Raw genomic sequence first — 24295 nt, forward strand, 5'->3', positions numbered from 1 at the left:
ACGCTCCTAAAGGCCCAAAAGGGCTTGTTCATTTTTGGTAAAGCCGACAATGACACCTTGTGGCGTATCAAACACGGGGCGCTTAATAAGTGTCGGATTATCCAACATCAAATCACGGGCAACAGCCTCATTAACTGAATCTTTGATATCGTCCGATAAATTCCGCCAGGTCGTGCCTCTTTTATTAAGCAGCTTTTCCCACCCTGCGGAAGCTATCCATTTATCAAGATCATCAGCAGACAAACCATCCACACGAAAATCATGATACTGATGATCAAGACCTGCGGCAGATAATGCTTTAAGCGCCTTTCGACACGTATCACAGTTCTTAATTCCATAGACTTTAATCATCAATTTTTCCGTTCCTAAATAAATTCTGTCCCCTAGGTAAACTTCTGATCACGAAATGCAAGCAAAGTTGTCAATTCATTAAACATAGCACCTAAGCAAATTTTGTAGTCCTTCTATTCTGCATAAGTATTTTTGTGACAAGATCCATTCCGATTGCAGCCATAAGGACCGCTTGAAGGTCCTTGTCTTTACTATAAAGCTTCTCAAGATCAGATCGTTCCCACACCAAGCACTTTGTCCGTTCCTTTGTTGTTACCGTTGCACCAGCCTTTTCCATTGTCAAAAAAGACATTTCCCCTGCAAATTGCCCACTCCCAAGCTCACCAACACGTCGATGCCTAACAGATACAAAAGCTTTTCCCTCTAACAAAAGAAATAATCTATCCGGGCACTCTCCTTCAAATAGAAGTGTTTCTCCTTGTTCCAGTTCCACCCAACTGGCTGCCTTAAAAAGACGTTTTACGAATACCCGATCCATTTTGGGAAATGCTTTAGCTTTCAAAATACTCTCTTCGTCTGACAAGCTGGAACGGTGCTTTTCCAAAATAAGGAGTGTGGAATGAATCAGATTTACCACAATCAAAAGGACATTCCCGAAAAAAGATAACCACATCGGTCCATTTTCTGGCAACAATGCCGCGACGGCCATCGCTATTTTGGCAACAATTGTAAAAATTCGAAGCCATAGAATATCACTGACAACAAAAGCAACAAAAGTGAGCAAGAAGCCTATTGCAATTAGTACTTCGGGAAGACTGGAAAGGTTTTCCTGAATAATAGAATGCATTGAACCAACTCCACTTTATTATTGCGCCTGTACGTCCGGACTTATTGTTCTATGAACCATAGATATAGATTGGCCAAGTCTGATATCGGCCTCAAAGCTATTTCAAATTATTGTTACAGCTTGGCGTTTTTTCTGAATTCAGGTATTACCCGCTTAAATGTTTCCGAAAAATTGCCACATTAAAGCAGCCAAGGACCAAAAGAGAGATCCATGCAAAACAGCTCCCCACAGGAACAACGGGATGTCGTTATCATCGGTGCAGGTGCCGCAGGTCTTATGTGCGCCATTGAGGCCGGGAAAAGAGGGCGGCGCGTTCTGGTCATAGATCACGCTAAGAAGCTGTGCGAAAAGATCCGTATTTCAGGTGGCGGGCGCTGTAACTTCACCAACATCCATACCACAGCAGGTGATTTTATTTCCGGTAACAAACACTTCTGCAAATCCGCTTTGGCACGCTATACCCCCTATGATTTCCTTGATTTGATGGCCAAACATGAAATCAAGTATCACGAGAAAACACTCGGGCAACTTTTCTGTGTCAACTCTGCACAGGACATTATCGATATGCTACTCGCGGAATGTCGTGATGCCGGGGTTGAGATACAAAATCCAGTTTCTGTTAATGGGGTCCGACCTCTACCCGATAAAGCAAATGCGCCAAAATTTTCGCTGGAAACCAGTAAGGGTACGGTCACCTGTGAATCACTGGTCATAGCAACGGGGGGGCTTTCTATCCCGAAAATTGGCGCCACAGATTTCGGCCACAGAATTGCACGGCAATTCGATATTCCCGTCACAGCAATCCGGCCTGCCCTCGTCCCCTTGACCCTGAACGCTGATGACAAAGCCTTTTGCAAAACACTAAGTGGTGTTTCTCAAGACTGTATTGCATCGGTCAAAAAACAAAGTTTCCATGAAAACCTGTTGTTTACCCATCGTGGATTAAGTGGCCCTGCTATTTTACAGATCTCGTCCTATCTGGAACCGGGAAAATCACTTTCCATTGATTTGCTACCCGGACAAAACATTGAAGACGAACTCACCGCAGAGGCAAACAAAAAAAAGACCATCACCAATGTCCTTGCCCCCTTTATGAGCAAGCGCTTTGCGCAGGAATGGGTCGAGCGGTTCAGTGAAAACAGAACACCAGCAGACATGGGCAGCAAAAAATTACGCGCAGTGGCCGAAACCATTCACAAGTGGGTCATTACCCCCTCAGGGGATGAGGGGTACGCCAAGGCGGAAGTGACCCTTGGTGGCGTAAATACAAATGACCTTTCATCCAATACCATGGAAAGCAAAACACGACCCGGCCTCTTTTTTATCGGCGAGGTCGTTGATGTTACGGGACATCTTGGCGGATTTAATTTCCAGTGGGCGTGGGCATCGGGTCACGCAGCAGGACAAGCCGTTTAAGACCTGTTCAACGTAACTTGACACCTCAGTAGAGTGCTATTCACATTAATCGCTTTTTTAACATCTCTATCAGTAAATTTATGTCCTGATTATGGGGCGATTTTGTATAGGCCGATAAAGCAACCTGCGAGAGCGGGGGCAAGTTCAAATCTGTTGAAGCAATTTGAAGCGGTGGTGAGAGACATAACATTGGCATGATTGTCAAAGCCAAACCTGCTTGAACAAAAGCTCGCACACCAATTGGATGCGGGCTCAAATGCGAGACATGCCCCTTCCTTCCAACTGTATCCAGTGCCTCTAGCGCATAACGCCTCAAGTCCCGACCATCTGACAAAAAAGCCAAAGGCACATCATCAGAAGATCTCAACTGAAAATTTTCCCCGGAAACCCATGCCAATGGTTGAGAATGGACAAATGCGCGATTCTTGGGTTCTCCCTGATCCATCATGAAGGCGATATCAATTTCGTTTGCCCCCAAACGCGAAAGTAACGCTTCACTTCGATCACACTGTATATGAATTTGAACATTCGTTCTTTCTGTAGCGTAGGCAGCCAAAACATCACTTACAATAGACATGGCAAGCGTTACTGTTGTCCCAAGCCGAACAATACGGCGTGATCGCGATGTCTGTATGGTTTCTCTGGCTTCATGAGCCAGCGACAAAAGCCTCCGGGCATATACGGCAAGTGCCTCACCTTCAGGTGTCAGAGACATCGATTGACCACGACCTCGTATTATCAGGGTGCGATCAAGTTCACTTTCCAGCTTGGTGACATGAGAACTAATTGCTGACTGAACTGTATTCCTGCGCTCTGCAACCTTCGTAAAATTCAATGCTTCAGCCACCATGACAAAGCTTTTGAGTGCATTTAAATCCATTATAAATCTCATATTGCGATTTTTATAGTCACAATAAACCATTTCCATGTTTTTATAAACACTCCTATTTATTTCTCAAAACAACCTTTGGAAATAGATATGGTTCTTTCGACTTCATTTTATATCGTCGCAATGTGCGCGATCTTGCTGACAGGGATCTCAAAAAGCGGCTTTGGTGGCGGACTTGGCGTCATGGCTGTGCCGATGATGAGTTTATTCGTTTCGCCTCAATATGCCGCGGCAGTATTTATGCCAATATTGCTTGCAATGGATATTCTCATTGTCGTTCAGTACCGCAATCGATGGGACTGGAAAATCATTCTCTCCTTGCTACCCGGTGCTATAGTTGGTCTCGCTTTGGGTTCTGCCTCTTATCAATGGATGGATGCCTCCACAATCAAATTTATGATTGGACTTCTGGCTCTGTTTTTTGTTGTACAGTTCCTATTGAGCAAAAGTATTTCATCTGCTCAAAAAAAACCGAAACGAATAACCGGGTTGGTTTTAGGTGCCATATCGGGCTTCTCAAGCTTTATTGCTCATGCAGGTGGCCCACCTGTCAAAGGATACTTACTAAAGCAAAATCTTGATAAAACAGTCTTTGTAGGTACGAACACTTTATTTTTCTTTGCTCTGAATCTTATTAAAATATTCGCTTATGGCGCATTAGGCACCATGAATCTCAATAGCTTATCAACGAGTGCCCTATTAGCACCGCTTTTGTTTTTAGGGGTTTTCCTGGGCACCGTGCTACATAGATATATTGCGCAAAAAACCTTTGTCGTGGTCGTCTATAGCTTCTTATTTATGACAGCGATCAAACTGTTAAGTGAAAGCCTCTAGTTGCCAATAAAATCCAGAAAATTCACGATGTCTTTTTGATCGAATAAACAAGCGCACCCCCAGATAGCATGCAAATCGTCTCAGTATCCTACCAAACGCTCAACCAACTTTGGTAACTGTCCGGTTCGTCGATATTTTTGGATATTGCCAGCAACAATATCAACAGCAGTTCCGGGATTGGTTGGCGCGGCAACATGGGGTAAAAGGGTAATATGTGGATGACGCCACAACGGATTATCCGCGGGCAAGGGTTCTTGTGAAAAGACATCTAACACGGCATGTGATAACTGCCCCTCATCCAGCGCCGCAATAACATCCCCCTCTACCTGGTGCCCACCACGTCCAAAGTTGATTAAACTGGCCCCCTTGGGGAGTTGAGAGAACAAACTCTTGGATAGAATCCCTTTTGTCTCAGGCGTCAAAGGCAACAGATTGACCAGTATATCTACCCCCTGAAGAAATTCATTTAGATCTTCTTGACCGGCAAAACACTCAATATCGTCAAAGCTTTTTTGGGATTTACTCCATCCACGGACATTAAAGCCCAATGCTTGCAACTGTTGTGCAGAGGCAACCCCCATTTCCCCAAGCCCAAGGACACCAACCCTGCGATCAGCTGCACGCAGCAGTTCATGTTGTCGCCATTCCTGTCGCTGTTGTTGTCGGGCGTAACGGGGTAAATCCCGGTGTAAGGCCAAAACATGTGTTGCCGTTGCTTCGGCCATTGCCGCAGACAAGGTAGGATCAACCAAGCGGACAAGAGGAACATTCGCAGGCAAGGTTGGGTCCCCTAATAAAGCATCAACACCAGCCCACAAACTTTGAATCCACTTTAAATGAGGAAGCCTATGCAACACCCCCTGAGGCGGATTGGCAACAATCGCCATCTCAACCTCGGCTTTGTCAGTTAAATCAGGTAAAAGAACAATGTCTTCTTCTGACAAAACAGATCTAAGTTTGCTTAACCACATAGTCTCTTCTTCAGCAGATACCGATGTCAGCAAAAGAATGCTCATGACGCAAATACCTTATCCATAGACTTAAAGCCCTTAATCTCTATTGGATTACCAGATGGATCAAAGAAAAACATTGTCCATTGTTCCCCGGGTTCTTCTTCAAATCGCACCATGGGTTCCAGTAAAAACTCAATTTTAGCCTGTTTTAATCTTTCCGCTACAGCAACCCAGTCATCATACTCAAGAATCACACCAAGATGCGGCATCGGCACCATATGTTCACCAACCTTGCCCGTGGCCTGAACATCAAATGGAGTACCGAGATGCAAAGAAATCTCGTGACCAAAAAAGTTATAATCAACCCAACTGTCAGATGACCGCCCTTCTTCACACCCTAAGACATCGCCATAAAAAGAACGCGCTTCAGCCAGATCCCGAACATTGTAGGCAAGATGAAAAAGACTTCTCATTTAAAACTCCCAAGATCAGTCGCCTGATCATTATGTTTGAAACTATTTCTACCAACACTCTCTAGCACAAACTAAAAATAACAATTACTATATTATTCTTACTTCAAACACAGGAATATCTTTGTTTTGAATAGTGATTTTCTCAAAAGCCTACTTGCCTTATCCCAAGAGGGCTCCATTGCACAGGCCGCACAATCACAAGGGCTTACGGCCACAGCTGTAAGCCAACGGATTAAAGCACTTGAAGAACAAATTGGTTTTTCCCTTACCATCCGATCCGGGAAGACAGTTCAACTAACCGAAGCTGGTCAGCGCATTTTGCCTCACGCCAAGCAACTGTTGGATATAGAACGAGACATGGTCAGCGCATTGAACCAGGGGCAAATGTCTGGCCGTATAGAACTTGGGGTTATTTCCACCGCAATGACGGGGATCATCCCCCAGACCCTCTGCTTGTTACAAGATGATCAACACGATTTAGACATAAAATTACATCCAGGAACTTCGAAACAACTATACAACCGTCTGCTTACGAATGATCTCGATGCAGTGATCATTAGTGCCCCACCCTTTTCTATACCAAAAGAGCTCAAGTACGAGATTGTAAATCAAGAGCCACTTTGCCTGATTGCCGCTCATAACTCGTTACCAGATACATATGCAAAAACCCCTCATAAGAAGATGACAAAATTCCCACCTGATCTCAGACAGGAACTTCGGCAAAAACCGTTTATTCGCTATGATCACAATGCTTGGGGTGGAAAGCTGGTTAGCAACTTTTTGCAAGACAACAAAATCATGGTTCAAGAATTTTGCGAGCTTGATGCCCTGGAAGCAATCACCGTTCTCGTTCACTCAGGACTGGGCATATCCCTGATTCCTGACTGGCAAGGACCATGGCCCGAAGGAGTTAACCTCCACAAGATTATTCTCGATGACGCACGATATTATAGAAAAACAATACTTCTCAGGAAAAGATCAACCGCGAGGGAAACCGTGATCTCATACATCAGTAACACGATGAAACATCATCAGACCAAATAGGTACTGGCGATCAAAAGGCTTACCCCTATAAAAGCAACGGCACAGATAAAGATGTAAATCGGATGCCAATAGAGCAAAAGAGGATTTTTTTCCCGCTGTCTATCCGGATTCTTGATACGACCGTCAAAATAGATTCCCGTCTCGTAAAGCTGTAATGCCGAATCGATATTTCGAGAGATTTGTGATGCATGGTGACGACGGCGACCATGACGAACAAGAAGGATCACGATGACGCCAAAAAGAAGACCGTTCACCAAAAGGATCGCGCAAACCAATTGAACAGCAAGCTCTACTTGATTTGTAATCCATCCAACCAGAATAAACTGAGCTGTCAGATACCCAAAGACCAAACGCAGATCCAGATTCGCCATAAATCGAAGCTGTTCACCCTGTTCCTTTGCCAATTCGGCCAAAACATGTGCTTTCACACGATCAAGATCGGACATCGGACACCCCTCAACACCAAGGAAACAAAGGAATAATTTCCCATTTCCATAAAGAGTGCATATTACTATCAAATAGGGGAAAACTGCTATCGAATTAGCGAATCTAAACGCTTGCTCTACGGCATTTTGCGGAAAATAAATGGTGCCCCCGGCCTGAGTCGAACAGGCACATCCGAAGATACGAGATTTTGAGTCACGCGCGTCTACCAATTCCGCCACGGGGGCACTTGTGGATGCGCATATTACTGATGCTTTCGCCTTTGGCAAGCCTCGATTTCATTTTTATAATTTATCTAAAATTAGGCACAAAAATAACACAAAAGTTCAGGGTTTTTGCTTTTCCCCAAGAATTTTAGTAAACTATCGCTAGAACTTAATTCTTAATTAAGGTTACTATTAGTTTAAACGGCCTCTTTCTTGGGGGGAAGAGATTCACAATAAATGGCCGTTTCTTAATCATAATTTTCCCCCAGAAGCTCAAAAGGCACCCTAGGGAGGGGTTCATTTTGAGTTCTACATTCAGGTTAGTTTGGAGCAGTCGTGCGCCATGTTAGATACCAGTGTAATAGTAGATCAAACTGAAAATGAGATGCCTGATATACAGGCACGCGTTAAGTGGTTTAATGCCACCAAAGGCTTTGGTTTTGTCCAAGCCGGGGAAAAACTTCCCGACGCATTCCTTCACATATCCGTTCTGGAAAAAGCAGGGCATCGCTCCCTGCCAGAAGGTGCAGAACTAATCTGTGACCTGACGAATGGTGACAAGGGACTGCAGGTCAAAAACATACACCGGGTAGAATCCATTCCGGAACCCCCTCCACCGCCTGGTAGTGAGAGTGGAGAGCCAACGATTGAGGGCATTGTAAAGTTCTTCAATGCGGACAAAGGTTATGGCTTTGTTTCCCCTGATGACGGTAGCCGGGATATCTTTATCTCTGCACGGATTCTGGAACGTTCTGGAATATATCGAATAGCCCAAAATCAACGAATCAAAATGGAGACAGAAGACGGCGATAAAGGGCCGCTGGCCACAATTGTCCAACTTCTCGACTAGGGGCACTCTCTGTATTACCTTCTCCACCTCAACGAAAATGAGATCGTAATCAAGCAGAGATACAAACGTACCTTGTATCTCTGCTTGACCTTCGGGACATAGTCCTGTTTTCTTCGCTTCCTAATCAACAAAAGGAAGCTCACTGTGTTTCGTAGCCTTTATAACTGGACTATGAGTCTAGCCGCACACCCTCATGCGCTATTAGCTCTCGGTTTTATTGCCTTTATTGAGAGTTCAGTTTTTCCAATTCCACCGGATATCTTGATTATCCCCATGGTTCTGGCGGCTCGAGACCAAGCGTGGAAAATAGCTCTGATAGCGACAGTTGCGTCGGTCTTAGGTGGTATGTTTGGCTACGGTATTGGTGCCTTCTTGTTTGAATCTATTGGCCAACCTATCATCGAATTCTACGGCAAAGTAGAATATCTGGAAGATTTCAGAACACGCTACAACGATTGGGGGGCCTGGATTGTCTTCATCGCTGGAGTTACACCCTTTCCCTATAAAGTAATCACAATTGCTTCTGGATTTTTCGAACTTAACTTTACCGTTTTCAGCATTTCTTCTTTTGGTGCACGAGGGCTTCGCTTCTTCCTGGTCGCAGGTCTATTATGGTATTTTGGTCAGCCCATCAGAATCTTTATTGAAAAATACCTCAATATTCTCGCCACAATCTTCTGCATATTACTAATTGGGGGCTTCGTTGCTCTTAAATATCTGATCTAGAAGTCACAGATAGGCAAGAAAATGGCTGCAGTTATTAAAACAATAACAAATATCACGTCTGGATGGATGGCGTTAATCGCTATTCTGTCCAGTGCAGCCGTTCTGGCAGCCGCCTTGGCCTTTCAATATATTGGCGGCCTATACCCCTGCGTTCTATGTATGTATCAACGTTGGGCCTATGTTGTTGCAGCTGCCTTTGCCCTCCTAGCTTGGATCTTTAGAAAAAAACCTGCGCTGGCAAAAATAACATTGGGCGCAAGCAGCTTGTCATTTTTTGCAAGTGCCGTCATCGCCGGGTTTCATGTTGGTGTTGAAAAACGGTGGTGGGAAGGAACCAGTGAATGCCAAGGCGCTGCTCTTGACCTCTCAGCTTCCATAGAAGACCTGACTAGCCAACTCATGGACCAGCCTATCGTTCGCTGCGATGTCGTCCCCTGGGATCTTTTTGGCATCTCAATGGCTGGTTACAATATCATTATATCTTTAGTGCTTACAGGCATCTGCCTTTGGGCCATTAAAGCTTCCAAAGAAGCCTGATCCCCTGATGGTTTCATTACAACCGGCAGATGATCCTAAAGACCTTTACCTTTTATCCCTGCCTTTTTGCTAAAAAACTAAGCATCACCGTCACGCTCAAGTTCGGCATCCCAATAAAGGAAATCGTGCCAGCTTTCATGAAGGTAGTTTGGCGGGAAAGCGCGACCATTTTGATTAAGTTCATGTACTGTCGGACACCGTGGCCAAGATTTCAGAGCCATTCTCGCTTCTGACGGCGACCTTCCCCCCTTGGACAGGTTACAAGATTGACAGGCCGTAATAATGTTTTCCCACGACGTGCCCCCTCCTTGGCATCGGGGAATGACATGATCAAAAGTCAGATACTCAGATGCCTCACGCACACCACAATATTGACAGGTAAAGGCATCTCGTAAAAATACATTAAAACGCGTAAATGCTGGTCGCCGATCCATTTCCACGTAACTTCGCAGGGCAACAACACTTGGAATACGCATTTGGAAAGATGGAGAATGAACTTCGCTCTCATATTCAGAAACAATTTGAACTCGATCGAGAAACACAGCTTTTATCGCATCTTGCCAAGACAAGACTGAAAGAGGGAAGTAACTGAGTGGACGAAAGTCCGCGTTTAGGACCAACGCCGGATTAGCAGAAAAGGAAACCACGTTTTTCCTCCGTGGGATCTCAAAACACCAGGGCGAATGATACCAAAGCACCAAAACTGACCGATACTGAAGTATCTAATTAAAAGTAATGCTCTTTTTACAAACATACAACATTTTGTGCCAAAGTAATAAAAGAAACACAAAACCCAGATCCAACTGTCACAATTCAATACATTCCAAAGCATGTGTTCTAGATGCAAAAAAGGCTCTTTTCCCACACGAAAAAGAGCCCCTGTTCAACATCGCAATAAGTGCGTTTCTCTCAACCTATTCATCTTTAACAGCATAACCCAGCAATTCAGTCACAAACCCAACGCCCATACCAATACCGTTTTCATCAATACCGTGCCCAAGCTCGGAAATCATTTCCTGATATACAGTTATATCATGCTCTGTCATCGCCTGCACCGCCGCGGGAAGCGCTTCAGGAGGGACGACTTCATCTTTGTCACCATGAATGGCCAGCACAGGACATTTGCTTGATAACTCATTTTTGAGGAGATCCGGAGCAACCAGCATACCGGAATAACACATCATTCCTGCAAAAGGCGACTTCTGACGGAACCCAAGGTGATAGGCCATCATGGCCCCTTGGGAGAAACCCATCAGAAAAACACGTTCCGGCGGCAAGTTATAATGCGCCATCTCCTGATCGATAAAAGCTTGCACAACTGGTGCCGCTTTTTGAATTCCGTCAAGAATAAGATCGCGATCCCTGCTCATCAAGCTAAACCATTGCCGCCCCATAGGCGCCATATCACAAGGCTGGTGCGCATCCGGAGAAACGATTGCAGCATGCGTAAGGGCATTGGCAAAAAAAGGTGCAAGACCGATCAAGTCCTGACCATCTGCACCAAGACCATGCAGCATGATTATGAGTTCTTTTGCTGGCCCACCCGAGCTCGGCTCGTGACGAGGTCCAGTTAATGTTACCTCTGACATTCTCATGCCCCCCATGAATAACTACCTACTTTTACACGATTTTTTTGCGCAGGTCATCAATTTTAGCCAAATGGTTAACAAATTCTCAATAAAAGGGCCATACGAAGAGGTAAAAATCTTTAAAATCAGGCTATACCCGCGTGGCGATAGTAGTGCCATAAAAACCGGGCCCCAGCACTCCGATAGGGACGCCAGTTTTCTGAAAGCTCATACATTTCTTTAGATGTTGGGCGGCCTCCCAAGCCTTTTAGGTGCCTCATGGCCTCTTGCAATGCAAGATCTGCTGCCGGCATAACGTCCGGGCGTTTCAAAGCAAACAAAAGATATACCTCGCAGGTCCAGCGTCCGATGCCTTTGGCCTGTATCAAATGATCAATAACATCGTCATCCGGCATATCAGGTAAACGCCCCAACTGTAACCGTCCCGCCAAAACATCTTCGGCCAACCCACGCGCGTATCGTTGTTTTGGGCGGCTCAAACCCGCCGCCTTCATCCCCTCATCATCCAGAGCCAATATATTTTCAGGTGTGATTTCCCCAACCTGCGTCAGCAAACGCCCCAGAATTGCTTTCGCCGACTGTACGGAAACCTGTTGGGAAATGATCATCCCAACCAAGCCGTTAAACCCGGCATCTTGCGACCGTGTTGGTGGCAAACCGCATTCAAGATATGCTTTCGCGATATCAGTATCCTGCTTTGAAAGTGCTTCCAAGGGAGCGCGCAAAGATTCATCCGCTATTATTTTATCACTCACAACTGGACTTTTCCCCTCTTCTCGTTGCACATTCCATTGGATGACAACCCATTCTATGACAACATTGCCCCAACCGATCTTTCGTTTTGCACCATCCCCCAGCGGGTATCTCCATCTTGGACATGCCTATTCCGCTCTCTTTAGTTGGACTCAAGCACAAAAAAACAATGCTCAATTTATGCTGAGAATTGAAGATATAGACACCACGCGATGTCGCAAGGAATTCACAGAAGCTATATACGAAGATCTTGCCTGGCTAGGTCTGACATGGGTTGACCCGCCGCGTATCCAATCTGAACACATGGAAGACTACCAACAGGCTCTCACAAAACTGGAAAACCAAGGCCTCCTTTATCCATGCTTTTGCACGCGCAAAGAGATTCAGCAAGAGGTTCAACAATCCGGTCGCGCCCCACACGGCCCCGATGGCTTGATCTATCCCGGCACTTGCAGAAATCTGTCTGCCACAGAAAAGGACGAGCGCCTGGCACGGGGAGACAGCTATGCATTACGTCTAGACACGACAAAGGCTTGCGCTTTAACAGGCGACCTATTTTGGAAAGATCAAAGCAAAGGAAAAATTAAGGCAACTCCTGAAATATTCGGGGATGTCGTCCTGGCCAGAAAAGATATCCACACCAGCTATCATCTCTCGGTAGCTGTTGATGATGCCCTTCAAAATATTTCCTGTGTCACCAGAGGCACTGATCTTTTTGAGGCCACACATATTCACAGACTTTTGCAAGCCCTGTTAAAATTACCTGTTCCAACCTGGCACCATCACGACCTGATCCATGATAAAGATGGCAACCGCCTCGCCAAACGACACAATGCCCTCGCAATCAGAGAGCTCAGAGCACGGGGGAACAGCCTGGAAGACATAAAGAAAATGGCCGGGGTCTAAAATGAAGTACGCAAACAACCGGATAAAGCGACCAAATCACCCCAGATATCGAACCCAGCTATTTAGTATCTAATTACGTCCAGATAAAAGCCCACGTGCTATAACCTGCGCCTGTATCTCTGCCGCACCTTCGAAAATATTCAAAATACGCGCATCACACAGCACGCGACTGATTTTGTATTCTTCAGCATAGCCATTACCACCATGAATTTGCAGGGCATTGTCAGCATTGGACCACGCAACCCGTGCGCCGAGTAACTTGGCCATACCCGCTTCGATATCGCAGCGACGATCCGAATCTTTCTCCCGTGCGGAAGCATAGGTCAATTGACGGGCAATCATGGTCTCAACCACCATCCAGACCAGTTTTCCGTAAACTCTGGGGAAATTGTACAACGATTTGCCAAACTGGATACGATCATGGGCATATTGCATCCCCAGTTCCAAAGCACACTGGGCAACCCCAACCGCCCTTGCCGCTGTTTGAATTCTTGCTGATTCAAAGGTCGCCATTAACTGCTTAAAGCCCTGCCCCTCTTCTGCCCCAAGCAGATTTTCTTTTTTGACCTCAAAACCATCAAAACCAAGCTCGTACTCTTTCATACCGCGATAACCGAGAACTTTGATTTCTCCGCCAGTCATGCCTTCAGCCGGGAAATCGTCAATCTCATTCCCCCTCGGCTTCTCCGCAATAAACATGGAAAGACCTTTATAACCGGGTTCATCCGGATTGGTTCTTGCCAACAAAGTCATGACATCACTACGCGATGCATGTGTAATCCAGGTTTTGTTCCCTGTTATTTTGTAACAATCCCCAGACAACACTGCCCGCGTTTTCAAGGCCCCCAAATCGGATCCCGTATTGGGTTCAGTAAAGACAGCCGTTGGCAAAATTTCACCCGATGATATCAAGGGCAACCACTTTTGCTTTTGCTCTTCAGTTCCGCCTAAACGAATGAGTTCTGCGGCAATTTCAGACCGTGTCCCCAAAGACCCCAACCCGATATAACCTCGAGATAGCTCTTCGGTAACGACACACATCGCCGTCTTCCCCATCCCAAGACCACCATACTCTTCGGGAACAGTAAGTCCGAAAATGCCCAACTCTGCCAGTTGCTCGATAACCTCTATCGGAATGAGCTCATCCTTTAGATGCCACTCATGGGCCGCATCGCTGTAATCATCAGCAACCTTCCCGAATTGATCCCGAACCATTTCCAATGTTTCATCACCCAGCCCCAAAGCGCCGAAGTCTTTACTCTCAAGGCTATTCACCAACAGGTCGGCCAAGGCCTTTCTATTTTCCTTTGTATTGCCATCAACGATCAGTGCCCGAACATCATCCGTATGGAAATCGGATACGTCAGTTTCTTCGATCCCCAAATCCCGGGGACGCAGAGTTTCAACCTGACTGATTGCAATGCCGCCAGAGAGCTGGGACAGATATTCACCAAAAGCTATTTTGAGAATGAGCTGTTCTATGTCGCGGAGCTTATTTTCATTATCCAACCGCTGTGCCCAATGCAGCATATGTTCCAGTGCAGATACATAGGTCGCCATCCATGCATAACCATGGGCCGCAAACTGGTTCTCTTCAACGAGCCTTGCCGATATCCGATCACCATCCATCGTTTGCTCAAGCAAATAATCGCGTGCTTTATCCTGCAAGGATTTGGCTGAAATAACCGCGTTTTCACAACGCAAAAAAAGCACATGGGTTTCTGACATTTTCTGCCTCTAATGAATTAACCAGATATAGGTTTTTCCGGATATAGATTTTCCCGGATATAGATTTTCAAGGTCACGACCCTCCAAGCAACGAGAGGAAAGTAGCTAAGTCAAAATCTATCGAAACAAGATCTAACAATGAAAAAGGCCGATAAGTGCGATGTTTCCCCCTCGCAAAAAGCAACAGAGATATGCACCCGTATAAGCATAGCCATCGCGCTTATCGGCAGCAGGAAACTTTATGCGTCAATCACATCTTCCAACGTACGCAACCCCGGCCGTGTTGACTGGACAAGCACGGCCATATTTCCAGGTTTGTGCTCGTTGTTCATCATCTTGGTATGCGCCCGCGGGATATCGTCCCAAGAAAATACTTCGGACATGCAAGGGTCAAGACGCTGCTCGATAACCAATTGATTAGCCTGTGATGCCTGTTTCAGGTTGGCAAAGTGGCTCCCCTGAATTCGCTTTTGACGCATCCAGACAAAGCGCGCATCAAACGTCAGGTTAAAGCCCGTCGTTCCCGCACAGAAAACGACCATGCCGCCACGTTTAACGATGTTACAGCTAACCGGGAAGGTTTGCTCACCTGGATGCTCAAAGACAAAATCAACATCATTACCTTTGCCCGTAATATCCCAGATCGCTTTACCAAACTTGCGGACCTCTTTCATATAGTCCTTGTAACCTTCCACATCGTTCACTTCTGGCAGGCGTCCCCAACAGTCGAAATCCCGGCGGTTCAAAACACCTTTGGCCCCAAGGGACATCACAAAATCGCGTTTGGTTTCGTCAGAAATAACACCAATTGCATTGGCGCCAGCTGTGGCAATCAACTGAATAGCCATTGACCCCAAGCCACCGGATGCCCCCCAAACCAGTACGTTATGACCCGGCCTCAGGATATGGGGGCGATGCCCGAACAGCATGCGATAGGCGGTCGCCAGAGTCAGGGTATAACAGGCTGACTCTTCCCATGTCAGGTGACGGGGACGGTGCATAAGTTGTTGGGACTGGACCCGTGTAAACTGGGCAAAGGATCCATCTGGTGTTTCGTAACCCCAAATACGTTGGGAGGTAGAAAACATGGGGTCACCACCATTACACTCTTCATCATCCCCGTCATCCTGATTGCAATGAACAATAACTTCATCGCCAACTTTCCAGCGCGTAACCTTTGATCCCACGGCCCAGACAATCCCGGACGCGTCTGATCCCGCAATGTGGTAGGGTTCCTTATGAACATCAAAGACTGAAATTGGCTTGCCGAGGCCCGCCCAGACGCCATTGTAATTAACGCCTGCCGCCATCACGAGAACGAGAACCTCGTTATTTTCCAGCTTTGGAATGTCGACGACCTCAACCTGCATCGCCTGTTCAGGGTTCCCTTGACGCTCTCGACGAATAGTCCAGGCATACATCTGCTTGGGTACATGCCCCATGGGGGGAATCTCCCCAACTTCATACAGATCTTTTTTTTCCTGATGCGCCGTAATGTCCACTACTTTTGCTGTTTCACTCATCTTAGCCTTATCCCCATTCATGCCACCTTTCTGGTGGTCTTTGATGTCGCCCGGAATGGCAAAAACTTTCTCTCTGTTGAAAATCAGTTTAGCTTGAGTTGTTTTTTTTGCAATGCACAATTATTATATTTTTACTAAACACTGGATAATATAGTAATTTTATGTCTATATTTTAACAAAATAACGACAATAACGAAAAATTCAGGGGAATTTTGGATGTCAGAGGCTTCAAAAAAAACAAATCACAACGCACATGCAGCAAAATCAAGTGATCGCCCCTGGTTATTCAGGACTTATGCCGGACATTCCACGGCCAAGACATCCAACGAACTCTACAAAACGAATCTGAAAAAGGGACAAACAGGCCTCTCGGTCGCCTTTGATCTTCCAACTCAAACAGGGTACGACTCGGATCATGTCCTCGCACAGGGGGAAGTGGGCAAAGTCGGTGTTCCCATTTCTCATCTGGGGGATATGGAAACGCTGTTTCACGAGATCCCGCTGGATCAAATGAATACATCCATGACCATCAATGCAACAGCCCCGTGGTTACTGGCGCTCTACATTGCCTGTGCCGAAAAACAGGGCGTGGATCGCAACAAGCTTTCGGGAACAACTCAGAACGATCTGATCAAAGAATACCTGTCTCGCGGCACTTATATCTTCCCACCGAAGCAATCCATGCGCCTGATCACCGATGTGATCTCCTTTACCTATAACGAAGTTCCCAAATGGAACCCGATGAATGTCTGCTCCTACCACCTTCAGGAAGCCGGGGCGACACCCGTACAGGAACTCGCTTACGCCTTGGCAACGGCCATATCTGTGCTGGATGCGGTGAAAGCGTCCGGGCAAGTGCCCGATCATGACTTTTCAAGGGTGGTCGGCCGGATTTCATTCTTCGTAAATGCCGGAGTGCGCTTTGTCACAGAGCTTTGCAAAATGCGCGCTTTTACACGGCTATGGGATGAAATTTGTCAGGAACGATACGGGGTTAGCGAAGAAAAATATCGACGTTTCAGATATGGTGTACAGGTGAATTCTCTTGGCCTTACAGAGCAACAACCCGAAAACAACGTCTATCGCATCCTGCTTGAAATGCTGGCTGTTGTCCTGTCCAAAGACGCCAGAGCCCGGGCCGTACAACTCCCGGCATGGAATGAAGCGATGGGACTGCCACGCCCCTGGGATCAACAGTGGTCCTTGAGATTGCAGCAAATTGTAGCCTTTGAATCGGACCTTCTTGAATATGGTGATATTTTCAACGGTTCCACAGAAATAGAAAACAAAGTTCAGGCTCTCATGACCGAAGCAAAAGAAGAGCTTGCCCGTATCGAAGAAATGGGTGGCGCAGTCGCCGCTGTAGAAAGCTCTTACATGAAAGGCAAGCTGGTTGAATCAGCCGCGCAGAGATTCCGAGATATTGAGAGTGGTGACCTTACCGTCATCGGTGTCAACAAGCACACTGAAACAGAGCCTTCTCCCCTAACAACTGGCGAGGATAGCGGCTTCCTGAAAACGGATGACGCAGCCGAAGCCCAACAGATTAAAAAATTAAAAGCCTGGCGCCAAAACCGGAATCCCCACGATGTTGAACAGGCTCTTTCCCAACTTCGAACTGCAGCTTTAGAAAACAACAACATCATGGCAAGCTCCATCGCCTGTGCACACGCCGGGGTAACAACCGGGGAATGGGCACAAACGCTGCGAGAGATCTTTGGCGAGTTCCGCGCCCCAACAGGGGTTGGGCAAAGCGCCCCAAACGAGCATGATCAGCATAAGCTTGCCAAGATACGCGATCAGCTGGATCAACTGACTAAAAAGCTTGGACGTCGCCCCAAAATGCTCGTTGGCAAACCGGGCCTGGACGGTCATTCAAACGGCGCAGAGCAAATTGCGGTTCGCGCCAAAGAAGCCGGATACGAAGTCGTCTATGAGGGCATTCGCTTAACGCCAGGACAAATTGTGAATGCCGCATTGGAAGAAGGCGTCCATATTATAGGCCTTTCCATTCTTTCCGGATCTCATATTCCTCTTGTGAGAGAGATTATAGAAAAAATGCAGAAAGCAGGCATTGCAGACATTCCAGTGGTCGTCGGTGGCATTATCCCAAAAGAAGATGCTGAGCAGCTGTTGGGGTTGGGGGTATCTGCTGTCTATACACCAAAAGACTTTGATCTCGGTTCTATCCTTAGTGACATCACGGATATTTTGTCTGCCCCCTATAAAACGGCTGCCGAGTAATTTACAGAACCTCCCATTGCGATATAAAACAAGCCAGAAACAAGCTCCCCTTTCGCTTTAGTAAGAGGATGCGCCAAGAGTTTCATGAGTCCTCACTAAAAAGTGAGTTCTAATCTCAAAAGGCCACTCCCATTTACTCTTAAGAAAGTTTATGCATGGCCCTTGTAATAGTTGATGCCATCCATACATAGATCATCAAATTCAATTTTTCGTACCTAGACATTTGTTTTGTCTGTACTTTTCAGCTCAATTAATGAGCAAAGAGATCAAAATGAACCTTATATTCCGCATCGCGTTTTCTGCCGCCCTTCTCGTCTTCGGTATCATGTTTCTTGGACGCTCTCATGCGCCTAGTGTTCAACCCACAACAATTCTCGAATCAAAAAGCTCGACAGAAGCCCCCCAAGAATTAATGGAACTGAAAAATCCAAGCTTAATCAATCACGGCTGACAAAAATTCTGAAAATAATATCTCAATCCAGATTAAGCACTTTAGTTTTGAAAATTACCCATAAATCCCATTGATAATAAATTGGGGAAATCGCAATATACTCCTGAAATAATATCTCCCCGCAGCAAATACTTCAGGAGTTTTCTTTGTCACTGTTAGAGCGTGTTAAAACTTGTCATTTCTGGCAGCCGGAAAATTATCGCCCTTTCATTATTAACAATGAAATTCATGGGCACATCGCACATGATTTGGCAACGAAGCTCAAAGATTTTAACACCGTCTTTAACGTATCATCGCAAAGCGTCACACTTTCAGATAAACTGACAACATTTGAAAGCCGTACAGGCGAAGTTGAAAGCGCAATCAAAGTGCTGGTAAAAGAAGGTATTATTCCCAGATGGCGAGACGAGGAATATGCCGTGACCAATAGCTGGCACTTGCCCCCACTCTTAAAAATGGATCGTGGGGCTTCTGGTCATTTTGGCATTCGCAGTTACGGCGTTCACGTAAACGGTCTCGTAAAAACCGAAGAAGGCTTAAAAGTCTGGATCGGGAAACGCTCTCTAGCGAAACCCAATGCACCGGGAGAGCTTGATCATATTGTCGCGGGCGGGCAGCCCTATGGCTTGAGTATACTGGAAAATCTAATCAAAGAAGCTGAAGAAGAAGCGAATATACCCCAGGCAATATCCTCGACAGCCAAAGCAACAGGTATGGTTTCTTATCGTTGCGAACGCCCCGACGGCCTGAAAAACGATCATCTTTATATCTATGACCTCTATCTGGACGAGAGTTTTATTCCGCAAAACATGGATGGAGAGGTAGAGGAATTTTACCTTTGGCCAATAGAAAAAGTCATTGATCGCATCACAAAGACAGATGACTTCAAATACAATGTCAGTCTGGTTTTAATACATTTCTTAATCAGAGAAGGGTATCTCACCCCTGATGACGACATCTATTCGGACTTGATCGAGGGCATGCACCGTCAAGCCATAACGTCATGATAACGAATTCAGAAAACAACGAACAAAAGCAGAGATAATTCCAGGAAAACAATTATGGACAGTTTTTTAAATATCCTGATGGTGCTTTCTTTAGCTGCCGTTGTCATCATCCTTTTTGCCGGACTTATCAGCATGGCGCGTGGTGGTGAATATAACAAACAACATGCGAATAAATTCATGCGGTATCGTGTTTTGGCCCAAGGAATTGCACTTTTAATCTTCCTGATAGCCTTTTGGGCCAAGAACCAATAAAAAAACCGAGTAAGTAGGCTGAACCTTCATTGAACCAAGAACATTGAGTTAAGAGAATTTCAGCTTAATTCGTCAAAAGTCAGTCGCATCGGTGATATACCCTTCGCGTCCTTCCAATGTAATCTTTACGACAGTTGAAGAAAAAGGAAGGACGACAAACTCAACCCTTTAGAAAGAGAGCTTGCTGTAATGGTCCAATTGACACGTATTTACACAAGAGGCGGTGACAAAGGAAAAACGTCGCTTGGTTCCGGCAAACGCGTTCATAAACACGACCTCCGTGTTGAGGCTTATGGCACCGTTGACGAAACCAACGCCATTGTTGGTATTGCGCGATTGTACAGCAAAGATCTTGTTGATGATATTCTGGTACGTATTCAGAACGATCTTTTTGATCTCGGCGCCGACCTCTGTTGCCCCGAAGAAAAAGATCCTGAATACCCGCCCTTGAGAATCACTGCCGATCAGGTAGAGAGACTTGAACAGGAGATTGATGATTTAAATGCTGATTTAGCACCGTTAAAATCATTTATCCTTCCCGGGGGCAGCGAAATTGCAGCTTACCTGCATCAGGCCAGAACCGTTTCACGCAGAGCTGAACGCCTGATCTCAGCCCTGTGTCAAACCGAAGACATCAACCCCGAGGGATTGAAATATATAAACCGTCTATCCGATTTGTTTTTTGTTCTGGCTCGCCACGTCAATGACAAGGGGGCTAAGGACGTGCTCTGGGTACCTGGGGCAAACCGATGATCTTCGGGAGAAAGTCTTCAGGGGATCATTGACAGTGTATGTTGGCGGGCCTAAGGTTCCCGGCGACTGGCTGTTAGAGAGTAAAGTGACGGATCTTTAGATTCTTGTCATTTTGCTTAGGTAAAGCGCGAATATTAAGGATACTTCTAGATGAAAGTACTCGTCCCAATCAAACGCGTTATAGACGCGAACGTGCAGGTTCGGGTTAAATCTGACCAGACTGGCGTTGAATTAACAAACGTCAAAATGGCGATGAACCCGTTCTGTGAGATTGCGGTTGAGCAAGCTGTACGCATGAAAGAAGCTGGCATCGCCAGCGAGATCATTGTTGTTTCAGCTGGACCAGCCCAGGCTCAAGAAACCCTCCGTACTGGCCTTGCTATGGGCGCAGATCGCGGCATTCACATTCAAAGCGACGACGACTTACAGCCATTGGCAATTGCCAAGCTGCTAAAAGCTGTTGTGGCAAATGAAGAGCCAGGTCTCGTTATCCTAGGAAAACAGGCAATTGACGGTGACAACAATCAAACAGGCCAGATGCTTTCTGCCCTTCTTGGTTGGTCACAAGGCACTTTCATCTCTGCTGTGGAAGTGGCGGGCGACAAGCTGAACATCACCCGTGAAGTTGATGGCGGCCTGCAAAAAGCAAGCCTTGCTATGCCAGCTGTTCTGACAGTTGATCTTCGTTTGAACGAGCCACGCTACGCGTCGCTTCCAAACATCATGAAAGCGAAGAAAAAACCTATCGATGCAACATCACCTGCCGATCTTGGCGTTGATGTCGCTCCACGCATCAGCACGCTGAAGGTCACTGAGCCTCCGGCACGTGATGCCGGCGTTATCGTTGGTTCCGTTTCTGAACTGGTCGACAAACTCAAAAACGAAGCAAAGGTGATCTAACGATGTCTATTCTTGTTATCGCCGAACACGACAACGCAAGCATCAAGCCTGCTACATTGAACACCGTTACCGCAGCAACACAGCTGGGTGATGATGTTCACGTTCTTGTTGCCGGCTCTGGCTGTGCCACGGCTGGCGAAGCTGCTGCAAAGATCACAGGTGTTTCCAAGGTTCTTGTTTCTGATGCGCCCGAGTATGCACAGGACATTGCAGAAAACATTGCACCATTGATCGTGAACCTTGCGTCTGGCTACAGCCACGTACTGGCTCCGGCAACGACTTACGGCAAAAACATCCTCCCACGTGCTTCTGCATTGCTGGATGTTCAGCAAATCTCCGAGATTACAGCAATTGAATCCGCAGATACTTTTGTGCGTCCGATCTATGCTGGTAATGCCCTCGCAACGGTTCAGTCATCTGATGCGATCAAGCTGATTACCGTTCGTGGTACAGCTTTTGAAGCCGCAGCAGAAGAAGGCGGATCAGCCGCCGTAGAAACTGTTGATGCAACAGGTGATGCCGGGCTTTCCACTTTTGAAGGCCAAGAGCTGACAAAATCCGAGCGTCCAGAACTGACAACCGCTGGCGTTGTTATCTCTGGTGGTCGCGGCATGCAGAACGGCGAAAACTTTGCAATGCTCGAGCGCGTTGCAGATAAGCTTGGTGCAGCTGTTGGCGCGTCTCGTGCCGCCGTTGATGCGGGTTACGTACCAAATGACTATCAGGTTGGTCAGACTGGTAAAGTTGTGGCTCCAGATCTCTACATTGCCGTGGGGATCTCTGGCGCTATTCAGCATCTTGCCGGGATGAAAGACTCAAAAGTCATCGTTGCGATCAATAAAGACGAAGAAGCCCCGATATTCCAGGTTGCTGACTATGGCCTGGTTGCGGATCTCTTCGATGCAGTTCCAGAGCTTGAAGCTGAGCTTGGATAAATCTTTTGATCTATCACTCTCACTTATTGAGACTTGATATTTCAAAGATCGATCTGCAATGATACCCTACGACAAGACGCTATCAAATATGGTAGCGTCTTGTTTTAAATTACAGAGTAGCGGAAAGGCTCGTGAAGAGTATGACTATTCAGGATATTAAATCCGTTGGCATTATTGGCGCAGGGCAAATGGGCAGTGGCATTGCACACGTCAGCTCGATTGCTGGCTTTGATGTTCACATGGTCGATGTCAATCAAGATCAACTTGATGCAGCACTCGCCACCATCAAAAAGAACATGCAGCGTCAGGCGTCCAAGGGCAAGATATCCGAATCTGACATCACCACCGCCTTGGGAAGAATCAAAAGCTCACAGGAACTGGAAAGCCTCTCTGACTGTGACGTCGTGATTGAAGCCGCGACTGAAAACGAAGAAATTAAAAAAGATATCTTCCGCAAGGTTTGCCCCTTGATGAAGCCGGAAGCTATTCTTTGCTCAAATACCTCGTCAATTTCCATCACGCGTCTGGCTGCGGTTACAAAACGTCCGGGACAGTTCATGGGCATGCATTTCATGAACCCTGTGCCAATCATGCAGCTTGTGGAATTGATTCGCGGCATCGCGACAGAAGAAAGCACCTACAACGCTATTAAGGACATGACCCACAAGCTGGGCAAAACCTCGGCGTCATCCGAAGACTTCCCAGCCTTTATTGTGAACCGCATCCTGCTGCCCATGATCAATGAAGCTGTATACACTCTCTATGAAGGTGTCGGTACTGTTGATTCCATTGATACCGCCATGAAGCTGGGCGCCAATCACCCCATGGGACCATTGGAACTAGCAGATTTTATCGGACTGGATACCTGCCTTGCGATTATGTCCGTGCTCTATGACGGCCTTGCCGATACCAAATATCGCCCCTGTCCTCTATTGGTGAAATATGTCGAAGCAGGCTGGGTAGGTAAAAAATCAGGCCGTGGGTTCTATGATTACGGTGGCGACACGCCAGTGCCAACACGTTAAAACGAGCTAGAAGACCCAAACAAAAAAAACAGAAAATAAAAAAGAGCCATCATGTTTTCACAGATGGCTTTTTTTTGATTTTAACGTCAAAGGCGTTCAGATCCAGCTTAATCTATCCCTAGCCTTTATTTAGAGACATAAAAATCAACCAGTGTTTTAACTTCTGGCGCGTCCCATTCAAAGGGGCCGATTAAAGCACCGACGATCATACCCTCTTTGCTAATCAAATAGGTTGATGGCAACCCCCGCAACCCAAAAGCACGCGAAACGCGGCCCTTTGGATCAACATAAGCCGGTAAGTTTTTAAGATCATTATCTTTGAAAAAGGGCAACACCTTCTTAAGTCCTGATCTATCCTCGGAAAGTGTCACAACCCGAAACAGATCACTCCCCAATTCAGCCTGTAGCCTGTCCAGATCGGGCATCTCCTTGACACAGGGTGCACACCATGTTGCCCAGAAATTCAAGAGAATAACCTGCCCTTTCATTTCCGTGAACGAACGAAGTTTTCCTTCTTCATCCTGAAAGGTTTCGATCGGCACTGGAATAGGAGGATCGAACAGAGTAAAGTTCCCTTCGAGTCGCCCTTCGAGTGGAGGTTTATCCACTGCTCCAGCAAATGACACGCTGATCACAAGCGTTACGGATGCTGCGAATAGCATGTGAAGAAAACCGGACAGGCGAAGGGCTTTAATCAGGATCATTAGTACAAGTCCATA

The 24295-nt window shown here is 46.4% G+C and carries 27 protein-coding genes and 1 tRNA gene; 15 read left to right on the plus strand and 13 right to left on the minus strand.

Going from position 1 to position 24295, the window contains the following annotated elements; all coding sequences use genetic code 11:
• Positions 1-6: 6 nt before the first annotated feature.
• Complete coding sequence (locus WH95_RS05080) at positions 7-351, minus strand: ArsC family reductase (RefSeq protein WP_046503867.1); 345 nt, start codon at positions 349-351, stop codon at positions 7-9.
• A gap of 91 nt (positions 352-442) precedes the next feature.
• A complete protein-coding gene (locus tag WH95_RS05085; protein WP_046503870.1) occupies positions 443-1138 on the minus strand; it encodes a cyclic nucleotide-binding domain-containing protein in 696 nt (231 codons plus the stop codon).
• Between the two features lie 210 nt (positions 1139-1348).
• Here WH95_RS05085 and WH95_RS05090 point away from each other — a divergent pair, with 210 nt between their 5' ends.
• Positions 1349-2554 (plus strand): BaiN/RdsA family NAD(P)/FAD-dependent oxidoreductase, encoded by a 1206-nt coding sequence (locus WH95_RS05090; protein WP_046503873.1) that lies wholly within the window; start codon positions 1349-1351, stop codon positions 2552-2554.
• 40 nt (positions 2555-2594) lie between these two features.
• On the opposite strand, the gene WH95_RS05095 is transcribed toward WH95_RS05090, so the two are convergent.
• Entirely contained in the window at positions 2595-3434 is an 840-nt protein-coding gene (locus tag WH95_RS05095; RefSeq protein WP_162199379.1) for a LysR family transcriptional regulator, read from the minus strand.
• 99 nt (positions 3435-3533) lie between these two features.
• On the opposite strand from WH95_RS05095, the gene WH95_RS05100 reads away from it, so the two are divergent.
• Positions 3534-4277: a sulfite exporter TauE/SafE family protein gene (locus tag WH95_RS05100; protein WP_046503879.1), complete on the plus strand. Its 744-nt coding sequence runs from the start codon at positions 3534-3536 to the stop codon at positions 4275-4277.
• Positions 4278-4357: 80 nt separating this feature from the next.
• On the opposite strand, the gene WH95_RS05105 is transcribed toward WH95_RS05100, so the two are convergent.
• Together WH95_RS05105 and WH95_RS05110 are read right to left on the minus strand one after the other, a co-directional pair.
• On the minus strand, positions 4358-5293 hold the full coding sequence (locus tag WH95_RS05105; protein ID WP_046503882.1) for a 2-hydroxyacid dehydrogenase: 936 nt from the start codon (positions 5291-5293) through the stop codon (positions 4358-4360).
• Positions 5290-5703: a VOC family protein gene (locus tag WH95_RS05110; RefSeq protein WP_046503885.1), complete on the minus strand. Its 414-nt coding sequence runs from the start codon at positions 5701-5703 to the stop codon at positions 5290-5292. Before WH95_RS05110 ends, WH95_RS05105 begins: the two co-directional genes overlap by 4 nt.
• 126 nt (positions 5704-5829) lie before the next feature.
• Between WH95_RS05110 and WH95_RS05115 the strand changes: the two genes are divergently transcribed.
• On the plus strand, positions 5830-6747 hold the full coding sequence (locus WH95_RS05115) for a LysR substrate-binding domain-containing protein (protein WP_046503888.1): 918 nt from the start codon (positions 5830-5832) through the stop codon (positions 6745-6747).
• Here the strand turns inward: WH95_RS05115 and WH95_RS05120 are convergent.
• Complete coding sequence (locus WH95_RS05120; RefSeq protein WP_046503892.1) at positions 6735-7193, minus strand: hypothetical protein; 459 nt, start codon at positions 7191-7193, stop codon at positions 6735-6737. The two genes, WH95_RS05115 and WH95_RS05120, sit on opposite strands and share 13 nt — an antisense overlap.
• 140 nt (positions 7194-7333) lie before the next feature.
• Positions 7334-7418 (minus strand) — tRNA-Leu (locus tag WH95_RS05125).
• A 322-nt stretch (positions 7419-7740) separates the two neighbouring features.
• On the opposite strand from WH95_RS05125, the gene WH95_RS05130 reads away from it, so the two are divergent.
• From WH95_RS05130 to WH95_RS05140, 3 genes are all read left to right on the plus strand, one after another.
• On the plus strand, positions 7741-8247 hold the full coding sequence (locus WH95_RS05130; RefSeq protein ID WP_046503895.1) for a cold-shock protein: 507 nt from the start codon (positions 7741-7743) through the stop codon (positions 8245-8247).
• Between the two features lie 144 nt (positions 8248-8391).
• Positions 8392-8973, plus strand: coding sequence for a YqaA family protein (locus tag WH95_RS05135; protein ID WP_046503898.1), 582 nt, complete (start codon positions 8392-8394; stop codon positions 8971-8973).
• Between the two features lie 21 nt (positions 8974-8994).
• Entirely contained in the window at positions 8995-9510 is a 516-nt protein-coding gene (locus tag WH95_RS05140; protein WP_046503900.1) for a disulfide bond formation protein B, read from the plus strand.
• A gap of 77 nt (positions 9511-9587) precedes the next feature.
• Here the strand turns inward: WH95_RS05140 and WH95_RS05145 are convergent, their stop codons facing one another.
• From WH95_RS05145 to WH95_RS05155, 3 genes are all read right to left on the minus strand, one after another.
• Positions 9588-10157, minus strand: coding sequence for an HNH endonuclease (locus WH95_RS05145; RefSeq protein ID WP_046503902.1), 570 nt, complete (start codon positions 10155-10157; stop codon positions 9588-9590).
• Between the two features lie 267 nt (positions 10158-10424).
• The gene (locus WH95_RS05150) at positions 10425-11099 is read right to left on the minus strand and encodes an alpha/beta hydrolase (RefSeq protein WP_046503905.1); all 675 of its coding nucleotides are present in this window, start codon (positions 11097-11099) and stop codon (positions 10425-10427) included.
• A gap of 125 nt (positions 11100-11224) precedes the next feature.
• Positions 11225-11854, minus strand: coding sequence for a DNA-3-methyladenine glycosylase family protein (locus tag WH95_RS05155; protein ID WP_052741818.1), 630 nt, complete (start codon positions 11852-11854; stop codon positions 11225-11227).
• 55 nt (positions 11855-11909) lie between these two features.
• Between WH95_RS05155 and gluQRS the strand changes: the two genes are divergently transcribed.
• The gene (gluQRS, locus tag WH95_RS05160) at positions 11910-12758 is read left to right on the plus strand and encodes a tRNA glutamyl-Q(34) synthetase GluQRS (RefSeq protein ID WP_046504584.1); all 849 of its coding nucleotides are present in this window, start codon (positions 11910-11912) and stop codon (positions 12756-12758) included.
• A 69-nt stretch (positions 12759-12827) separates the two neighbouring features.
• Here gluQRS and WH95_RS05165 read toward each other — a convergent pair whose 3' ends face one another.
• Together WH95_RS05165 and ccrA are read right to left on the minus strand one after the other, a co-directional pair.
• Positions 12828-14486 (minus strand): acyl-CoA dehydrogenase family protein, encoded by a 1659-nt coding sequence (locus WH95_RS05165; protein ID WP_046503908.1) that lies wholly within the window; start codon positions 14484-14486, stop codon positions 12828-12830.
• Between the two features lie 239 nt (positions 14487-14725).
• On the minus strand, positions 14726-16009 hold the full coding sequence (ccrA, locus tag WH95_RS05170; RefSeq protein WP_046504587.1) for a crotonyl-CoA carboxylase/reductase: 1284 nt from the start codon (positions 16007-16009) through the stop codon (positions 14726-14728).
• A gap of 216 nt (positions 16010-16225) precedes the next feature.
• On the opposite strand from ccrA, the gene WH95_RS05175 reads away from it, so the two are divergent.
• The 8 genes from WH95_RS05175 (at position 16226) to WH95_RS05210 (ending at position 23576) form a co-directional block, all read left to right on the plus strand.
• Complete coding sequence (locus WH95_RS05175; RefSeq protein WP_046503911.1) at positions 16226-18253, plus strand: protein meaA; 2028 nt, start codon at positions 16226-16228, stop codon at positions 18251-18253.
• A 271-nt stretch (positions 18254-18524) separates the two neighbouring features.
• Positions 18525-18704: a hypothetical protein gene (locus WH95_RS05180; protein WP_046503913.1), complete on the plus strand. Its 180-nt coding sequence runs from the start codon at positions 18525-18527 to the stop codon at positions 18702-18704.
• A 146-nt stretch (positions 18705-18850) separates the two neighbouring features.
• Entirely contained in the window at positions 18851-19711 is an 861-nt protein-coding gene (locus WH95_RS05185; protein WP_046503915.1) for a DUF4743 domain-containing protein, read from the plus strand.
• 54 nt (positions 19712-19765) lie between these two features.
• Positions 19766-19963, plus strand: coding sequence for a twin transmembrane helix small protein (locus WH95_RS05190; RefSeq protein WP_046503917.1), 198 nt, complete (start codon positions 19766-19768; stop codon positions 19961-19963).
• A gap of 189 nt (positions 19964-20152) precedes the next feature.
• Positions 20153-20716: a cob(I)yrinic acid a,c-diamide adenosyltransferase gene (locus tag WH95_RS05195; RefSeq protein ID WP_046503920.1), complete on the plus strand. Its 564-nt coding sequence runs from the start codon at positions 20153-20155 to the stop codon at positions 20714-20716.
• Between the two features lie 150 nt (positions 20717-20866).
• The gene (locus tag WH95_RS05200) at positions 20867-21616 is read left to right on the plus strand and encodes an electron transfer flavoprotein subunit beta/FixA family protein (protein WP_046503923.1); all 750 of its coding nucleotides are present in this window, start codon (positions 20867-20869) and stop codon (positions 21614-21616) included.
• Positions 21617-21618: 2 nt separating this feature from the next.
• Complete coding sequence (locus WH95_RS05205) at positions 21619-22551, plus strand: FAD-binding protein (RefSeq protein WP_046503925.1); 933 nt, start codon at positions 21619-21621, stop codon at positions 22549-22551.
• 140 nt (positions 22552-22691) lie between these two features.
• On the plus strand, positions 22692-23576 hold the full coding sequence (locus WH95_RS05210; protein WP_046503927.1) for a 3-hydroxybutyryl-CoA dehydrogenase: 885 nt from the start codon (positions 22692-22694) through the stop codon (positions 23574-23576).
• A gap of 125 nt (positions 23577-23701) precedes the next feature.
• Here the strand turns inward: WH95_RS05210 and WH95_RS05215 are convergent, their stop codons facing one another.
• Positions 23702-24280: a TlpA disulfide reductase family protein gene (locus WH95_RS05215; protein ID WP_046503930.1), complete on the minus strand. Its 579-nt coding sequence runs from the start codon at positions 24278-24280 to the stop codon at positions 23702-23704.
• Positions 24281-24295 lie beyond the last annotated feature (15 nt).

It is taken from the genome of Kiloniella litopenaei (genome assembly GCF_000982415.1).
Lineage (GTDB): Bacteria > Pseudomonadota > Alphaproteobacteria > Kiloniellales > Kiloniellaceae > Kiloniella > Kiloniella litopenaei.

What these genes read in the sequence shown, in the direction of transcription:
- WH95_RS05180 (WP_046503913.1), top strand. Translation starts at nt 18,525, where the DNA reads ATGAACCTTATATTCCGCATCGCGTTTTCTGCCGCCCTTCTCGTCTTC.
- WH95_RS05190 (WP_046503917.1), top strand. Translation starts at nt 19,766, where the DNA reads ATGGACAGTTTTTTAAATATCCTGATGGTGCTTTCTTTAGCTGCCGTT.
- WH95_RS05130 (WP_046503895.1), top strand. Translation starts at nt 7,741, where the DNA reads ATGTTAGATACCAGTGTAATAGTAGATCAAACTGAAAATGAGATGCCT.
- WH95_RS05110 (WP_046503885.1), bottom strand. Translation starts at nt 5,703, where the DNA reads ATGAGAAGTCTTTTTCATCTTGCCTACAATGTTCGGGATCTGGCTGAA.
- WH95_RS05100 (WP_046503879.1), top strand. Translation starts at nt 3,534, where the DNA reads ATGGTTCTTTCGACTTCATTTTATATCGTCGCAATGTGCGCGATCTTG.
- WH95_RS05150 (WP_046503905.1), bottom strand. Translation starts at nt 11,099, where the DNA reads ATGTCAGAGGTAACATTAACTGGACCTCGTCACGAGCCGAGCTCGGGT.
- gluQRS (WP_046504584.1), top strand. Translation starts at nt 11,910, where the DNA reads ATGACAACATTGCCCCAACCGATCTTTCGTTTTGCACCATCCCCCAGC.
- WH95_RS05080 (WP_046503867.1), bottom strand. Translation starts at nt 351, where the DNA reads ATGATTAAAGTCTATGGAATTAAGAACTGTGATACGTGTCGAAAGGCG.
- WH95_RS05105 (WP_046503882.1), bottom strand. Translation starts at nt 5,293, where the DNA reads ATGAGCATTCTTTTGCTGACATCGGTATCTGCTGAAGAAGAGACTATG.
- WH95_RS05200 (WP_046503923.1), top strand. Translation starts at nt 20,867, where the DNA reads ATGAAAGTACTCGTCCCAATCAAACGCGTTATAGACGCGAACGTGCAG.
- WH95_RS05175 (WP_046503911.1), top strand. Translation starts at nt 16,226, where the DNA reads ATGTCAGAGGCTTCAAAAAAAACAAATCACAACGCACATGCAGCAAAA.
- WH95_RS05165 (WP_046503908.1), bottom strand. Translation starts at nt 14,486, where the DNA reads ATGTCAGAAACCCATGTGCTTTTTTTGCGTTGTGAAAACGCGGTTATT.
- WH95_RS05085 (WP_046503870.1), bottom strand. Translation starts at nt 1,138, where the DNA reads ATGCATTCTATTATTCAGGAAAACCTTTCCAGTCTTCCCGAAGTACTA.
- WH95_RS05095 (WP_162199379.1), bottom strand. Translation starts at nt 3,434, where the DNA reads ATGGATTTAAATGCACTCAAAAGCTTTGTCATGGTGGCTGAAGCATTG.
- WH95_RS05090 (WP_046503873.1), top strand. Translation starts at nt 1,349, where the DNA reads ATGCAAAACAGCTCCCCACAGGAACAACGGGATGTCGTTATCATCGGT.
- WH95_RS05210 (WP_046503927.1), top strand. Translation starts at nt 22,692, where the DNA reads ATGACTATTCAGGATATTAAATCCGTTGGCATTATTGGCGCAGGGCAA.
- WH95_RS05215 (WP_046503930.1), bottom strand. Translation starts at nt 24,280, where the DNA reads ATGATCCTGATTAAAGCCCTTCGCCTGTCCGGTTTTCTTCACATGCTA.
- ccrA (WP_046504587.1), bottom strand. Translation starts at nt 16,009, where the DNA reads ATGAGTGAAACAGCAAAAGTAGTGGACATTACGGCGCATCAGGAAAAA.
- WH95_RS05205 (WP_046503925.1), top strand. Translation starts at nt 21,619, where the DNA reads ATGTCTATTCTTGTTATCGCCGAACACGACAACGCAAGCATCAAGCCT.
- WH95_RS05195 (WP_046503920.1), top strand. Translation starts at nt 20,153, where the DNA reads ATGGTCCAATTGACACGTATTTACACAAGAGGCGGTGACAAAGGAAAA.
- WH95_RS05140 (WP_046503900.1), top strand. Translation starts at nt 8,995, where the DNA reads ATGGCTGCAGTTATTAAAACAATAACAAATATCACGTCTGGATGGATG.
- WH95_RS05120 (WP_046503892.1), bottom strand. Translation starts at nt 7,193, where the DNA reads ATGTCCGATCTTGATCGTGTGAAAGCACATGTTTTGGCCGAATTGGCA.